Annotated in this window: 12 protein-coding genes and 5 tRNA genes; 16 read left to right on the top strand and 1 reads right to left on the bottom strand. The window is 35.1% G+C overall.

Annotated elements, in window-relative coordinates; translation table 11 throughout:
- Positions 1-8: 8 nt before the first annotated feature.
- The 16 genes from hpf to C8N26_RS12415 all read left to right on the top strand — a co-directional run bounded on the left by hpf (position 9) and on the right by C8N26_RS12415 (position 13,976).
- A complete protein-coding gene (gene hpf, locus C8N26_RS12490) occupies positions 9-314 on the top strand; it encodes a ribosome hibernation-promoting factor, HPF/YfiA family (protein WP_028892871.1) in 306 nt (101 codons plus the stop codon).
- A 100-nt stretch (positions 315-414) separates the two neighbouring features.
- Positions 415-488, top strand: a tRNA-Thr gene (locus C8N26_RS12485).
- A 43-nt stretch (positions 489-531) separates the two neighbouring features.
- Positions 532-614 (top strand) — tRNA-Tyr (locus C8N26_RS12480).
- A gap of 24 nt (positions 615-638) precedes the next feature.
- Positions 639-711, top strand: a tRNA-Gly gene (locus C8N26_RS12475).
- Positions 712-722: 11 nt separating this feature from the next.
- Positions 723-795: transfer RNA gene (locus C8N26_RS12470), tRNA-Thr, on the top strand.
- A 75-nt stretch (positions 796-870) separates the two neighbouring features.
- Complete coding sequence (tuf, locus tag C8N26_RS12465; RefSeq protein WP_028892872.1) at positions 871-2,058, top strand: elongation factor Tu; 1,188 nt, start codon at positions 871-873, stop codon at positions 2,056-2,058.
- A 58-nt stretch (positions 2,059-2,116) separates the two neighbouring features.
- A tRNA-Trp gene (locus C8N26_RS12460) sits at positions 2,117-2,189 on the top strand.
- 53 nt (positions 2,190-2,242) lie between these two features.
- On the top strand, positions 2,243-2,434 hold the full coding sequence (gene secE / locus C8N26_RS12455; protein ID WP_120187555.1) for a preprotein translocase subunit SecE: 192 nt from the start codon (positions 2,243-2,245) through the stop codon (positions 2,432-2,434).
- Positions 2,435-2,436: 2 nt separating this feature from the next.
- Entirely contained in the window at positions 2,437-2,985 is a 549-nt protein-coding gene (gene nusG / locus C8N26_RS12450) for a transcription termination/antitermination protein NusG (RefSeq protein ID WP_028892874.1), read from the top strand.
- 64 nt (positions 2,986-3,049) lie between these two features.
- Positions 3,050-3,487 (top strand): 50S ribosomal protein L11, encoded by a 438-nt coding sequence (gene rplK / locus C8N26_RS12445; protein WP_028892875.1) that lies wholly within the window; start codon positions 3,050-3,052, stop codon positions 3,485-3,487.
- 20 nt (positions 3,488-3,507) lie between these two features.
- The gene (gene rplA / locus C8N26_RS12440) at positions 3,508-4,200 is read left to right on the top strand and encodes a 50S ribosomal protein L1 (protein WP_028892876.1); all 693 of its coding nucleotides are present in this window, start codon (positions 3,508-3,510) and stop codon (positions 4,198-4,200) included.
- 21 nt (positions 4,201-4,221) lie between these two features.
- Complete coding sequence (rplJ, locus tag C8N26_RS12435) at positions 4,222-4,737, top strand: 50S ribosomal protein L10 (RefSeq protein ID WP_028892877.1); 516 nt, start codon at positions 4,222-4,224, stop codon at positions 4,735-4,737.
- Positions 4,738-4,786: 49 nt separating this feature from the next.
- Positions 4,787-5,161, top strand: a complete 375-nt coding sequence (rplL, locus tag C8N26_RS12430) for a 50S ribosomal protein L7/L12 (RefSeq protein WP_028892878.1) — start codon at positions 4,787-4,789, stop codon at positions 5,159-5,161.
- Positions 5,162-5,396: 235 nt separating this feature from the next.
- The gene (gene rpoB / locus C8N26_RS12425) at positions 5,397-9,206 is read left to right on the top strand and encodes a DNA-directed RNA polymerase subunit beta (RefSeq protein ID WP_028892879.1); all 3,810 of its coding nucleotides are present in this window, start codon (positions 5,397-5,399) and stop codon (positions 9,204-9,206) included.
- Positions 9,207-9,304: 98 nt separating this feature from the next.
- Positions 9,305-13,576, top strand: a complete 4,272-nt coding sequence (gene rpoC, locus C8N26_RS12420) for a DNA-directed RNA polymerase subunit beta' (RefSeq protein WP_120187554.1) — start codon at positions 9,305-9,307, stop codon at positions 13,574-13,576.
- Between the two features lie 88 nt (positions 13,577-13,664).
- Positions 13,665-13,976: a DUF3467 domain-containing protein gene (locus C8N26_RS12415; protein WP_120187553.1), complete on the top strand. Its 312-nt coding sequence runs from the start codon at positions 13,665-13,667 to the stop codon at positions 13,974-13,976.
- A gap of 43 nt (positions 13,977-14,019) precedes the next feature.
- Here the strand turns inward: C8N26_RS12415 and C8N26_RS12410 are convergent, their stop codons facing one another.
- Positions 14,020-14,706 carry a Crp/Fnr family transcriptional regulator gene (locus tag C8N26_RS12410; RefSeq protein ID WP_120187552.1) on the bottom strand — a complete coding sequence of 229 codons (687 nt, stop codon included), beginning with the start codon at positions 14,704-14,706 and terminating at the stop codon, positions 14,020-14,022.
- Between the last annotated feature and the right edge of the window lie 38 nt (positions 14,707-14,744).

The raw sequence follows: 14,744 nt of genomic DNA, 5'->3' as shown, positions 1-14,744 counted from the left end.
GAAGAATTATGAAGGTATTCACGCAATCAGTAAATTTCTCAGCAGACAAAAAATTAATAGATTACATTGAGAAAAAAGTAGGAGGATTAGAAAAGTTTCATGATAAGATCGTTGATGCAGAAGTATTTTTGAAAGTGCAAAAAACGAGCGAAAAAGAAAATAAAATTACAGAGGTAAAAATCAATATACCAGGAGATGAGTTAATGGTAAAAAAGCAATGTAAAACTTTTGAGGAAGGTGTTAGTGTGTCGGTAGAATCATTAAAAAGACAGTTGCAAAAGTCGAAAGAAAAAAAGAAAGATGCTCTTGTGTAAAAAAACAATAAAAAATAATTAAAAAAAGTTTTAAAAATCGAAAATTACTTTTTACATTTGCAGTCCGTTAGAAATAGCGGATTGTTTTTTTATAACAATTGCCGATGTAGCTCAGCTGGCTAGAGCAGCTGATTTGTAATCAGCAGGTCGTGGGTTCGAGTCCCTCCATCGGCTCTAAAAGAACAAAAGTTCATTAAAATTTTGATTTAAGATTATTGGGGAGATTCCAGAGCGGCCAAATGGGACGGACTGTAACTCCGTTGTCTTACGACTTCGCAGGTTCGAATCCTGCTCTCCCCACTAAAATCTTAAACAAGCAAAATTGCGGGAGTAGCTCAGTTGGTAGAGCGTCAGCCTTCCAAGCTGAATGTCGCCGGTTCGAACCCGGTCTCCCGCTCTAAATTCGTTGCCGACATAGCTCAGTTGGTAGAGCGCATCCTTGGTAGGGATGAGGTCACGGGTTCAAATCCCGTTGTTGGCTCTATTTTAGAGTTTATTTGACAAGAGTTTAAAAATAACACTAAATATATTTAACTAAGAATTAAAATTAATAATCATGGCAAAAGGAACTTATGATCGTTCGAAACCGCACTTAAACGTAGGTACTATTGGTCACGTAGATCACGGTAAAACTACTTTAACTGCTGCAATTACTAAAGTATTAGCAGATGCTGGATTTTCTGAGCAGAGAGCTTTTGATCAAATCGATAACGCTCCAGAAGAAAAAGAAAGAGGTATCACAATTAACTCTTCTCACGTAGAGTATGCAACAGCAAACCGTCACTACGCACACGTTGACTGTCCAGGTCACGCCGATTACGTAAAGAACATGGTAACTGGTGCTGCACAAATGGATGGTGCTATCTTAGTAGTAGCTGCTACAGATGGTCCAATGCCACAAACTCGTGAGCACATCTTATTAGGTCGTCAGGTAGGTATTCCACGTATCGTTGTTTTCTTAAACAAAGTTGATATGGTTGATGATGAGGAGTTATTAGAATTAGTAGAAATGGAAGTAAGAGATTTATTATCTTTCTATGACTATGATGGAGATAATGGTCCTGTTATCGCTGGTTCTGCTTTAGGTGCATTAAACGGAGAGCAAAAGTGGGTTGATACAGTATTAGAATTAATGGAAGCTGTTGATACTTGGATTGAAGAGCCACCAAGAGATACTGAAAAGCCATTCTTAATGCCAATCGAAGATGTATTCTCTATTACTGGTCGTGGTACTGTAGCAACAGGACGTATCGAAACTGGTATCATCAACACAGGAGATCCTGTAGAGATCATCGGTATGGGAGATGAGAAATTAACTTCTACTGTAACTGGTATTGAAATGTTCCGTCAAATCTTAGATAGAGGAGAAGCTGGAGATAACGCTGGTATCTTATTAAGAGGTATTGCTAAAGAAGATATTAAGAGAGGTATGGTAATCTGTAAGCCAGGTTCTATTACTCCACACGCTAAGTTTAAAGCTGAGGTGTATATCTTAAAGAAAGAAGAAGGTGGACGTCACACTCCATTCCACAACAACTACCGTCCACAGTTCTACGTACGTACAACTGACGTAACTGGTAACATCAACTTACCAGAAGGAGTAGAGATGGTAATGCCTGGTGATAACTTAACTATCACTGTAGACTTAATCCAACCAATCGCATTAAACGTTGGTTTACAGTTCGCTATCCGTGAAGGAGGTAGAACAGTAGGAGCTGGTCAGGTAACTGAAATTTTAGACTAATTATAGTTTAATTATAAATTATAAGGAGTCTCCTTATTAGTGAGGCTCCTTTATAAATACGGGTTTAGCTCAGTTGGTAGAGCACTGGTCTCCAAAACCAGGTGTCGGGAGTTCGAGTCTCTCAACCCGTGCAAAAATTAAAAACGAGTTGTAGTTTTACTGCAACTCGTTAAAAGGATAAAATATGAGTAACTTTGTACAATATATTAAAGATTCTTTTGAAGAATTAAATACCAATATGACTTGGATATCTCGTGAAGAGGCTCAAAAGTCTACAGTTGTAGTAGCAGTATTTACTATTGTTTTTGCTTTAGCAGTAGCAGGTATAGATAAAGTTTTTCAAACAGGGTTAGATAACTTCTTTAAAATTTTTTAATGATGGCTGATTCGGTGATGAAATGGTATGTTGTGAGAGCTATTGGAGGTCAAGAAAATAAGGTTAAATCTTATATCGAAACTGAAATAGCACGTCATGGGTTGTCTGATTATGTAAACCAAGTAATCGTTCCAACTGAAAAAGTTATTCAAGTACGAAACGGAAAGAAGATAAACAGAGAGAGAGTTTACTTTCCTGGTTATGTAATGGTAGAAGCTAATTTAGCAGGTGAGGTTCCTCACGTTATTAAATCAGTAACAGGAGTTATTGGTTTTTTAGGTGAAACAAAAGGAGGTGATCCAGTTCCAATGCGTAAGTCAGAAGTAAACAGAATGTTAGGTAAGGTTGATGAACTTTCTGTTAAAGATGAAAACGTTGCAATTCCTTACTCAGTTGGTGAGACTGTAAAAGTAATTGACGGACCTTTCAATGGATTCGATGGAACGGTTGAGAAGGTTAATGAAGAAAAGCGTAAATTAGAGGTAATGGTAAAGATTTTCGGAAGAAAAACTCCATTAGAACTAAATTACATGCAAGTAGAGAAAATATAATTGTTACACCTATATTTTGATGTGTTTAGGCTTCCAATTTAAACACATCGTTAAATCTTAAACAATGGCAAAAGAAGTAAGTAAATTAGTAAAACTACAAGTTAGGGGAGGTGCAGCGAATCCGTCGCCACCAGTTGGACCCGCTTTAGGTGCTGCCGGTGTTAACATCATGGAGTTCTGTAAGCAGTTTAATGCTCGTACACAGGACAAACAAGGTAAAGTATTACCTGTTGTTATTACAGTTTATACAGACAAATCTTTCGAGTTTGTTGTAAAAACTCCACCAGCTGCGGTACAATTATTAGAAGCGGCCAAAATTAAGAAAGGTTCAGGTGAGCCTAATAGAAAGAAAGTAGCAAGCGTTTCTTGGGATCAAATTCGTGGAATTGCAGAAGACAAAATGGCAGATATGAATGCCTTTGAAGTTGAGTCTGCAATGAGAATGATTGCTGGAACAGCTCGTTCTATGGGATTAACAGTAACAGGTGATGCTCCTGCATAAACTTAAAAGAGATTTAGAAAATGGCAAGATTGACTAAAAAACAAAAAGAGGCTCGTGCTAAAGTAGATAGCTCTAAAGTTTATAATTTAAGTGAAGCATCAGCTTTAGTTAAAGAAATTACAAACGTAAAATTTGATGCATCTGTAGACTTAGCAGTGCGTTTAGGAGTAGATCCTCGTAAAGCTAACCAAATGGTACGTGGAGTTGTAACATTACCTCACGGAACTGGTAAAGATGTTAAAGTTTTAGCATTAGTTACTCCAGATAAAGAAGCAGAAGCTAAAGAAGCTGGTGCTGATTATGTTGGATTAGATGAATACCTTCAAAAGATTAAAGGAGGATGGACTGATGTTGACGTTATTATTACTATGCCTTCAGTAATGGGTAAATTAGGTCCTTTAGGACGTGTATTAGGTCCTCGTGGTTTAATGCCAAACCCAAAAACAGGTACAGTAACTATGGATGTTGCAAAAGCAGTACAAGAAGTAAAAGCTGGTAAAATCGACTTTAAAGTAGATAAAACTGGTATTGTACACGCTGCAATCGGAAAAGCATCTTTTGATGCAGCTAAGATTACAGAAAATGCAAACGAGTTAATTCAAACATTAATTAAATTAAAGCCAACAGCGGCTAAAGGAACTTATATTAAGAGCATCTTTATCTCTTCTACTATGAGCCCTAGTGTTGCTGTAGATGTTAAAACAGTATCGTAAGGCAGTTAAAACTTTTTAATTATGACTAGAGAGGAAAAATCACAAGTAATACAAGATTTAACAGCACAATTAGCAGATACTAGCACAATCTATTTAGCAGATATTTCTGGTTTAGATGCAGCTACTACATCTAACTTACGTAGAGCTTGTTTTAAAGCTAACGTACAATTGGCTGTTGTTAAAAATACATTGCTTTCTAAAGCAATGGAAGCTTCTGATAAAGATTTCGGAGAGTTACCAGATGTATTAAAAGGTAATACTTCAATGTTAATTGCTGAGGCTGCAAACGCACCAGCAAAAGTTATCAAAGAGTTCAGAAAAAAATCAGACAAGCCTTTATTAAAAGGAGCGTATGTTGAAGAAGCAGTTTATGTTGGAGATGACCAATTAGACGCTCTTGTTAACATCAAGTCTAGAGAAGAACTTATTGGAGATATTATTACCTTATTACAATCTCCTGCTAAGAATGTTGTTTCAGCATTACAATCAGGTGGTGGTAAGTTATCAGGTATCTTAAAGACATTATCAGAAAAATAATTTCGCGCACTAATAAACTAAAATAATAAAATTTTTAAAAACAATTAAAATGGCAGATTTAAAAGATTTCGCAGAACAATTAGTTAACTTAACAGTAAAAGAAGTTAATGAATTAGCTGATATTTTAAAAGAAGAGTATGGTATTGAGCCAGCAGCAGCAGCTGTAGCAGTAGCAGGTCCAGCAGCAGGTGGTGGAGATGCAGCTGAAGAAAAAACTGAATTTGACGTTATCTTAAAAGCAGCAGGAGGTTCTAAATTAGCAGTTGTAAAGTTAGTTAAAGAATTAACTGGATTAGGATTAAAAGAAGCTAAAGAAATCGTTGATAGCGCACCAGCACCAGTAAAAGAAGCTATATCTAAAGATGAGGCAGAAGGTCTTAAAAAATCTTTAGAAGAAGCAGGAGCTGAGGTAGAGCTTAAGTAAGCTATACTCCCGATTTAAAACGGGGAAAAACAATTAAGGTTTAGGTACTAAAAACACATGTTTTTAGGCCTAAACCATTTTGTGTATATATTCGTTCTTTATTTTTCACAATAATTTTCATTGTGATTTTACGATTATAAAGTGCTGATTTTTAATCAGTAAAAGCAATTAAAATTGCAGTATTGAAACGGTTAAGTTTCAAAAATAATATTTTTAATTAAAAATAGCATCTCTTTTGGCAACGATAAATACTACTGAAAGAATTAACTTCGCGTCTTCGCAGTTAGGAACTGATTATCCAGATTTTTTAGATATTCAGGTGAAATCATTCCAAGATTTTTTCCAATTGCAAACTAAAGCAGAAGAACGAGGAGAAGAAGGTTTGTACAAAACCTTTATGGATAACTTCCCGATTACCGATACACGTAATCAATTTGTACTAGAATTTTTAGACTACTTTGTAGATCCACCAAGATATAGCATTCAAGAATGTATCGAGCGTGGTTTAACTTACAGTGTACCTTTAAAAGCACGTTTAAAATTATATTGTACCGATCCTGAACACGAAGATTTTGAAACGATAGTTCAAGATGTATACTTAGGTACAATTCCTTATATGACTAACTCTGGAACTTTCATTATTAATGGAGCAGAAAGAGTTGTAGTATCACAATTACACCGTTCACCAGGTGTATTCTTTGGGCAATCTTTCCACGCAAACGGAACTAAATTATACTCAGCAAGAGTAATTCCATTTAAAGGTTCTTGGATAGAATTTGCTACCGATATCAATCAAGTAATGTATGCTTATATTGATAGAAAGAAGAAATTACCAGTAACAACATTATTCAGAGCCATCGGTTTTGAAAGAGATAAAGATATATTAGAAATTTTTGATTTAGCTGAAGAAGTAAAAGTTTCAAAAGCTGGATTAAAGAAGGTATTAGGACGCAAATTAGCTGCGAGAGTTTTAAAAACTTGGCACGAAGATTTCGTTGATGAGGATACAGGAGAAGTAGTGTCGATTGAGCGTAACGAAATTATTTTTGACCGTGATACCATTATTGAAAAAGAACATATAGATGAGATAATCGAATCTGGAGCAAAAACTATCTTATTACACAAAGAAGATAATCAGCAAGCAGATTACGCAATCATCCATAATACATTACAAAAAGACCCTACAAACTCTGAAAAAGAGGCTGTAGAGCATATATATAGACAATTACGTAATGCTGAACCGCCAGACGAGGAAACTGCAAGAGGAATTATTGAAAAGTTATTCTTCTCAGAACAACGTTATAGCTTAGGTGAAGTAGGACGTTTTAGAATGAATACTAAACTTCAGTTAAACGAAGATTTAGATCAGAAAGTATTAACAAAGAACGATATCATTACCATCATTAAGTATTTAATTGAGTTAATCAATTCAAAAGCTGAAGTAGATGATATCGATCACTTATCTAACCGTCGTGTTAGAACTGTTGGTGAACAATTAGCAGGTCAATTTGGTGTAGGTTTAGCTCGTATGGCACGTACAATTCGTGAAAGAATGAATGTTCGTGATAACGAAGTATTTACTCCAATCGACTTAATTAATGCTAAGACTTTATCATCAGTAATTAACTCTTTCTTTGGTACCAACCAGTTATCTCAGTTCATGGATCAAACCAACCCATTAGCAGAGATTACTCACAAGCGTCGTTTATCGGCATTAGGACCTGGAGGTTTATCACGTGAAAGAGCAGGTTTCGAGGTTCGTGACGTTCACTATACACACTATGGTCGTTTATGTCCGATTGAAACACCTGAAGGACCAAACATTGGACTTATTTCTTCTTTAGCTGTATATGCTAAAGTAAACAATATGGGATTCATTGAAACTCCGTATAAGAAAGTAGAAAATGGTTCAGTTTCTTCTGAAGAGCCTATTTATTTAAGTGCAGAGGAGGAAGAAGGAATGAAGATTGCTCAATCTAACTTACCAGTTGCAAAAGATGGTAAGATTGAAGGAGACAGAGTTATTGCTCGTGAAGAAGGAGATTTCCCAGTAGAAAGTCCTGAAGCAATTAACTATATGGACGTTGCGCCTAACCAAATCGCTTCGATTTCAGCATCGTTAATTCCTTTCTTAGAGCATGATGATGCGAACCGTGCGTTAATGGGATCGAACATGATGCGTCAAGCAGTTCCATTATTACGTCCAGAATCTCCAATCGTAGGTACTGGTTTAGAGCGTAGAGTTGCAAAAGACTCTCGTATCTTAATCAATGCTGAAGGAGCAGGAGTTGTTGAATATGTAGATGCCAACAAAATTACAATTAAGTACGACAGAACAGAAGAAGAGCGAATGGTAAGCTTTGATTCTGATGAAGTGTCTTACGACTTAATTAAATTTAGAAAAACCAACCAAGGTACGAACATCAACCTAAAACCAATCGTAAAAGTAGGTGATAGAGTTGAGGAAGGACAAGTACTTTGTGAAGGTTATGCAACACAAAAAGGAGAATTAGCTTTAGGTAGAAACATGAAAGTAGCCTTTATGCCTTGGAAAGGGTATAACTTCGAGGATGCGATTGTGATTTCTGAAAAAGTTGTTCGTGAAGATATCTTTACTTCTATCCACATCGATGAGTATTCATTAGATGTTCGTGATACGAAGTTAGGAGCAGAGGAGTTAACAAACGATATTCCTAACGTTTCAGAAGAGGCTACTAAAGACTTAGATGAAAACGGTATGATTCGTATCGGAGCAGAGGTAAATCCTGGTGACATCTTAATTGGTAAGATTACACCAAAAGGAGAATCTGATCCAACTCCAGAAGAAAAGTTATTACGTGCTATCTTTGGTGATAAAGCAGGTGATGTAAAAGATGCATCATTAAAAGCTTCTCCATCATTAAGAGGTGTTGTAATCAACAAAAAATTATTCAAACGTGCAGTAAAAGATAAGAATAAGCGTGCTCGTGATAAAGAAGCTATCGCTGCTTTAGAAGCATCTTACGTATCTAAGTTTGAAGAGTTAAAAGATGTATTAGTTGAAAAATTATTCAACTTAGTATCTGGTAAAACTTCTCAAGGAGTTTATAACGACTTAGGAGAAGAAGTATTACCAAAAGGTAAAAAGTTCACGCAAAAAATGTTAAACTCTGTTGAAGACTTTACACATTTAAATGGAACTTGGACTACTGATAAGGAGCTAAATGATTTAGTTGTAGAATTAGTTCATAACTATAAAATTAAAGTAAACGATTTACAAGGAGTTTTACGTCGTGAGAAATTTACTATTTCTGTAGGAGACGAATTACCAGCAGGAATCTTAAAACTTGCTAAAATTTATGTTGCTAAGAAACGTAAATTAAAAGTAGGGGATAAGATGGCAGGACGTCACGGAAACAAAGGTATTGTTGCACGTATCGTTCGTCAAGAAGATATGCCTTTCTTAGAAGACGGAACACCAGTAGATATCGTATTAAACCCATTAGGGGTACCATCGCGTATGAACATTGGTCAGATTTATGAAACTGTTCTTGGATGGGCAGGTCAAAAATTAGGTCAAAAATATGCGACTCCTATTTTCGATGGGGCTTCTTTAGATGAAATTAACAAATTAACAGACGAAGCAGGAATTCCAAGATTCGGTCATACATACTTATATGACGGAGGTACAGGTAAGCGTTTCGATCAACCAGCAACGGTAGGGGTAATTTATATGATTAAGTTAGGTCACATGATTGAAGATAAGATGCACGCGCGTTCTATTGGGCCTTACTCATTAATTACACAACAGCCATTAGGAGGTAAAGCTCAGTTTGGAGGTCAGCGTTTTGGAGAGATGGAAGTTTGGGCACTTGAAGCATATGGTGCATCAAGTATCTTACGTGAAATCTTAACTGTTAAGTCGGATGACGTATTAGGTAGAGCAAAAACTTACGAAAGTATTGTAAAAGGTGAGGCTATGCCAGAGCCAGGTTTACCAGAATCATTTAACGTATTAATGCATGAACTTAAAGGTTTAGGATTAGACGTTAAGTTAGAAGAATAATCACAGTGAAATGTCTCAGAGCAATAGCTCTGAGGCAAATCATTTTTTCAATATCAGTCTTATTATAAGACATTTATTTTTAATTCGAATCCATTATCATGGCAAGAAAAAACGAAAAATACACTGTTAAGAAGTTTAACAAAATTTCAATAGGTTTAGCATCACCTGAGTCTATTTTAGAGGCTTCTAAAGGTGAGGTGTTAAAACCAGAAACTATTAACTACCGTACACATAAACCAGAAAGAGATGGGTTGTTTTGTGAGCGTATCTTTGGTCCTGTAAAAGATTACGAGTGTGCGTGTGGTAAATACAAAAGAATTCGATATAAAGGTATCGTTTGTGACCGTTGTGGGGTTGAAGTTACTGAGAAAAAAGTACGTAGAGATAGAGTAGGTCATATTAACTTAGTAGTACCAGTAGCACATATTTGGTACTTTAGATCATTACCTAACAAAATGGGATACCTTTTAGGGTTACCATCTAAGAAGTTAGATATGATTATTTACTACGAGCGTTATGTAGTAATTCAACCAGGTATTGCTAAAAATGCTGAGGGAGAGCCATTACAAAAAATGGATTTCTTAACAGAAGAAGAGTATTTAGATATTTTAGATACGCTTCCACAAGAAAATATGTACTTAGAAGATACTGATCCTAATAAGTTTATCGCTAAAATGGGAGCAGAGTGTTTAATTGATTTATTAGAAAGAATCGATTTAGACCAATTATCTTATGAGTTACGTCATAAAGCAAATACTGAAACTTCTAAACAACGTAAAAACGAAGCATTAAAACGTTTAAATGTCGTTGAAGCATTCAGAGATTCTCAAAAGAACAGAGAAAATAATCCAGAGTGGATGATTATGAAAGTAATTCCGGTTATTCCACCAGAATTACGTCCATTAGTTCCATTAGATGGAGGTCGTTTCGCTACTTCTGATTTAAATGATTTATACCGTCGTGTAATTATCCGTAACAATCGTTTAAAGCGATTAATGGAAATTAAGGCACCAGAAGTAATTTTACGTAACGAAAAACGTATGTTACAAGAATCAGTAGATTCATTATTTGATAACACACGTAAATCATCTGCAGTAAAAACAGAGTCTAACAGACCATTAAAATCATTATCTGATAGTTTAAAAGGTAAACAAGGACGTTTCCGTCAAAACTTATTAGGTAAGCGTGTTGATTACTCTGCACGTTCGGTAATTGTTGTTGGGCCTGAGTTAAGATTATTTGAATGTGGATTGCCAAAAGATATGGCAGCAGAATTATACAAGCCTTTCGTTATTCGTAAGTTAATAGAAAGAGGTATTGTAAAAACTGTAAAATCTGCAAAGAAAATTATAGATCGTAAAGAACCAGTTGTTTGGGATATCTTAGAAAATGTAATTAAAGGACATCCGGTATTATTAAACCGTGCCCCTACCTTACACCGTTTAGGTATTCAAGCATTCCAACCAAAATTAATAGAAGGTAAAGCAATTCGTTTACACCCATTAGCATGTTCGGCATTTAACGCGGATTTCGATGGGGATCAAATGGCGGTTCACTTACCATTAGGGCCAGAAGCTATTTTAGAAGCTCAGCTATTAATGTTAGGTTCTCACAACATCTTAAACCCAGCAAACGGAGCTCCTATTACAGTACCATCACAAGATATGGTATTAGGACTTTACTATATGACTAAAGAAAGAAAGTCAACTCCTGAAGTACCAATTAAAGGTGAAGGATTAACTTTCTACTCTCCAGAAGAAGTAATTATTGCTTTAAATGAGGAAAAAGTAGACCTTAACGCAGGTATTAAGGTTCGTACAGAAGATGTAGAGAATGGAGAACGCGTAGTTAGAATTATAGAAACTACTGTAGGTAGAGTTTTATTTAACGAAGTTGTACCTGAAGAAGCAGGATTTATTAATGAGGTTTTAACTAAGAAATCATTAAGAGGTGTAATTAGTAGAATTTTAAAAGTTACTGATATACCAGCTGTTGGAAAATTCTTAGATGAAATTAAAAATATGGGATATAAATACGCCTTCGAAGGTGGTTTATCATTCTCATTAGGTGATATCATTATTCCAGAAGAGAAACACGCTATGATTGCAGAAGCGAATCAAGAAGTGGATGGTATTATCATGAACTATAACATGGGTATGTTAACGCAAAAAGAGCGTTATAACCAGGTAATTGATGTTTGGGGATCTACCAATAACCGATTGACTGAATTATCGATGAAGCGTTTACGTGAAGACCAACAAGGATTTAACTCGGTATTTATGATGTTAGATTCTGGAGCGCGTGGATCGAAAGAGCAGATTCGTCAGTTAACAGGTATGCGTGGTCTGATGGCGAAACCTAAAAAATCGACAGCTAGTGGTGGAGAAATTATTGAAAACCCGATTTTATCTAACTTTAAAGAAGGTTTATCAATTTTAGAATACTTTATCTCTACACACGGTGCTCGTAAAGGTCTTGCCGATACCGCTTTAAAAACAGCCGATGCAGGTTACTTAACACGTCGTTTAGTAGATGTATCTCAAGACGTTATTATTAACGAAGTAGATTGTGGTACTTTAAGAGGTTTAGAAGTTTCTCCATTAAAGAAAAATGATGAAATCGTTGAATCTTTAAGTGATAGAATTTCTGGACGTACAGCATTACATGATGTATATCCTCCAAACTCAGATGAGTTATTAATAGCTGCAGGAGAATTAATTACTCCATTATTAGCTGATAAAATTGAAGCGGCAGGTGTAGATACAGTTGAAGTTCGTTCTGCATTAACTTGTGAATCTGAAAAAGGAATTTGTGAGAAGTGTTACGGACAAAGTATGTCTACTGGTCAGAAAGTTCAAAGGGGTGAAGCAGTTGGTGTAATTGCAGCACAATCGATTGGAGAACCAGGAACACAGTTAACGTTACGTACGTTCCACGTTGGAGGGGTAGCAGGAAACATTTCAGAAGACAACAAGTTAATCGCTAAGTTTGATGGTAATGTAACTATTGATGATTTACGTACAGTAAAAGGTAAAGATGCAGCTGGTGAAGAAGTAGATATCGTTATTTCTCGTACTGCTGAAATCAAGATTATTGATAAAAAGAATGGAGTTGTATTAAGTACTAATATTATTCCTTACGGTTCTATCATCTTTGATAAAGATAGAGAAACTATCAAAAAAGGAGATGCAGTATGTCAATGGGATCCATTTAACGGAGTTATCGTTTCAGAATTCGCTGGTAAAGTGAAGTTTGATAACTTAGAACAAGGAATTAACTATTCTGTAGAAATCGATGAACAAACAGGTTTCCAAGAAAAAGTAATTACTGATTCTAAGAACAAGAAAATCATTCCTTCATTAATTATTGAAGATGCTGATGGTAACGCGTTACGTTCATACAGTTTACCAGTAGGAGCTCACTTAATTGTTGATAATGGTGATAAAGTTGAGTCTGGTAAAACATTAGTGAAAATTCCTCGTAAGTCTGGTAAAGCAGGAGATATTACAGGAGGTTTACCACGTGTAACAGAATTATTTGAAGCACGTAACCCTTCTAACCCAGCAGTAGTTGCTGAAATAGACGGAGTTGTATCTTTCGGTAAGATAAAACGTGGTAACCGTGAAATCATTATTGAATCTAAAACAGGTGATGTTAGAAAATACTTAATCAAGTTATCTAACCAAATCTTAGTTCAAGAAAATGACTTTATCAAAGCAGGTATGCCGTTATCTGACGGAGCAATTACTCCAACGGATATCTTAAATATCAAAGGACCTTCAGCTGTACAAGAATACTTAGTGAATGAAATTCAAGAAGTATATCGTTTACAAGGGGTGAAGATTAATGATAAGCACTTCGAAGTAGTAGTACGTCAAATGATGCGTAAAGTTAGAATTATTGATTCAGGAGATACTTTATTCTTAGAAAATCAATTAGTTCATAAAACTGATTTCATCAAAGAAAATGACGCTATTTACGGAATGAAAGTTGTTGAAGATTCAGGAGATTCTGCAAACTTAAAACCAGGACAAATAGTTTCTGCTCGTCAATTAAGAGATGAAAACTCTTTATTACGTAGAGAAGATAAAAACTTAGTAATTGCACGTGATGCTCAACCAGCAACAGCTGAACAAGTATTACAAGGTATTACAAGAGCTTCGTTACAAACGAAGTCATTTATCTCAGCTGCGTCATTCCAGGAAACAACTAAAGTATTAAACGAAGCCGCAGTAAATGGTAAAGTAGATACATTAGAAGGATTAAAGGAAAATGTAATTGTTGGTAAACGTATACCAGCAGGTACAGGAATGAGAAGTTATGATGATTTAATCGTTGGTCCTAAGGATGAGATTGAACAAAGTTTATAAGAACTTATGTTTATAAATTATAGCAAGGGTTTGGAGTTTTTAAAACTCTAAACCCTTGTTTTTTTTCTAAAAAATAAAATATTACAGTATGGATGATAATAAAAAAGAACCACAATTAAACATAGAATTAGATCAAGAAATTGCAGAAGGAACATATAGTAATTTAGCAATTATAAACCATTCTGTTTCAGAGTTTATTGTTGATTTTATTAACATAATGCCAGGTGTACCTAAGGCAAAAGTAAAATCGAGAATTATATTAACACCACAACATGCAAAACGCTTATCAAAAGCTTTGGCAGATAATGTTCGTAAGTTTGAACAAGTACATGGTGAAATTAAAGATTATGAGCAGCCTCCAATTCCAATGAATTTTGGTGGGACTACAGGTGAAGCTTAAAATAAAAAAAATCGTCTATTTGGACGATTTTTTCTTTTTATAGTTAGAAGCCTTCAGACAGGTCTTTCAAGGCCTTAACATCTAAAATAAATACTTCTTTACCTTTTAAGTCAATCATCTTTTTCTTTTTAAATTCAGAAAGTAATCGGATAGCACTTTCAGTTGCAGTTCCAATAATATTGGCAATGTCTTCTCTAGATAAGTTAACTTTTATTGAGCCATTGTCATTTTTTTCAAATTTTGCTTCTAAAAATAAAAGTGTAGTAGCTAAACGTTGTTTTACAGTTTTTTGAGCCATGTCAACAATAACATCATCTGCTTTTTTTAGAGAGTTTGCCATTTTTCGTAAAAGGTCTAAAGAAAAGTTAGGATTGTTTTCTAAATCCCTAATAATTTCGTCTTTAGGAATAAAACAAACTTCCATATCGTTCACAGCTATGGCTTTTAAATTTGAAGCTTCATTGTTTATTAAACTGCGTTCTCCAAGAATATCTCCTTTTTGTATTAAGTGAATAATTTGATCTCTACCGTTATCACTCATCTTTGAAACCTTGCAAACACCATCTTTAATACAAAATACTCCATTAATATATTCTCCTTCATCAAATAAAACTTCTCCTTTTTTAACTGTTTTCGATGTTTTACAGCCCGTGATTCTTATTAACTCGTCTTTAGTTAAAGTTTTTAAAGAGTTGAATTCACGAATAATACATTGCTCACACTTGCTCATTTCTATGCCTTTTTTTCTACTCAAATATACAGAAAAGC

Source organism: Tenacibaculum lutimaris (genome assembly GCF_003610735.1).
GTDB classification, from domain to species: domain Bacteria; phylum Bacteroidota; class Bacteroidia; order Flavobacteriales; family Flavobacteriaceae; genus Polaribacter; species Polaribacter lutimaris.
The sequence above is the reverse complement of the archived record's forward strand: the minus strand, read 5'-3'. Positions and strand labels throughout refer to the sequence as shown.

What these genes read in the sequence shown, in the direction of transcription:
- rpoC (WP_120187554.1), top strand. Translation starts at nt 9,305, where the DNA reads ATGGCAAGAAAAAACGAAAAATACACTGTTAAGAAGTTTAACAAAATT.
- hpf (WP_028892871.1), top strand. Translation starts at nt 9, where the DNA reads ATGAAGGTATTCACGCAATCAGTAAATTTCTCAGCAGACAAAAAATTA.
- rplJ (WP_028892877.1), top strand. Translation starts at nt 4,222, where the DNA reads ATGACTAGAGAGGAAAAATCACAAGTAATACAAGATTTAACAGCACAA.
- secE (WP_120187555.1), top strand. Translation starts at nt 2,243, where the DNA reads ATGAGTAACTTTGTACAATATATTAAAGATTCTTTTGAAGAATTAAAT.
- rplK (WP_028892875.1), top strand. Translation starts at nt 3,050, where the DNA reads ATGGCAAAAGAAGTAAGTAAATTAGTAAAACTACAAGTTAGGGGAGGT.
- nusG (WP_028892874.1), top strand. Translation starts at nt 2,437, where the DNA reads ATGGCTGATTCGGTGATGAAATGGTATGTTGTGAGAGCTATTGGAGGT.
- tuf (WP_028892872.1), top strand. Translation starts at nt 871, where the DNA reads ATGGCAAAAGGAACTTATGATCGTTCGAAACCGCACTTAAACGTAGGT.
- rplL (WP_028892878.1), top strand. Translation starts at nt 4,787, where the DNA reads ATGGCAGATTTAAAAGATTTCGCAGAACAATTAGTTAACTTAACAGTA.
- rplA (WP_028892876.1), top strand. Translation starts at nt 3,508, where the DNA reads ATGGCAAGATTGACTAAAAAACAAAAAGAGGCTCGTGCTAAAGTAGAT.
- C8N26_RS12410 (WP_120187552.1), bottom strand. Translation starts at nt 14,706, where the DNA reads ATGAGCAAGTGTGAGCAATGTATTATTCGTGAATTCAACTCTTTAAAA.
- C8N26_RS12415 (WP_120187553.1), top strand. Translation starts at nt 13,665, where the DNA reads ATGGATGATAATAAAAAAGAACCACAATTAAACATAGAATTAGATCAA.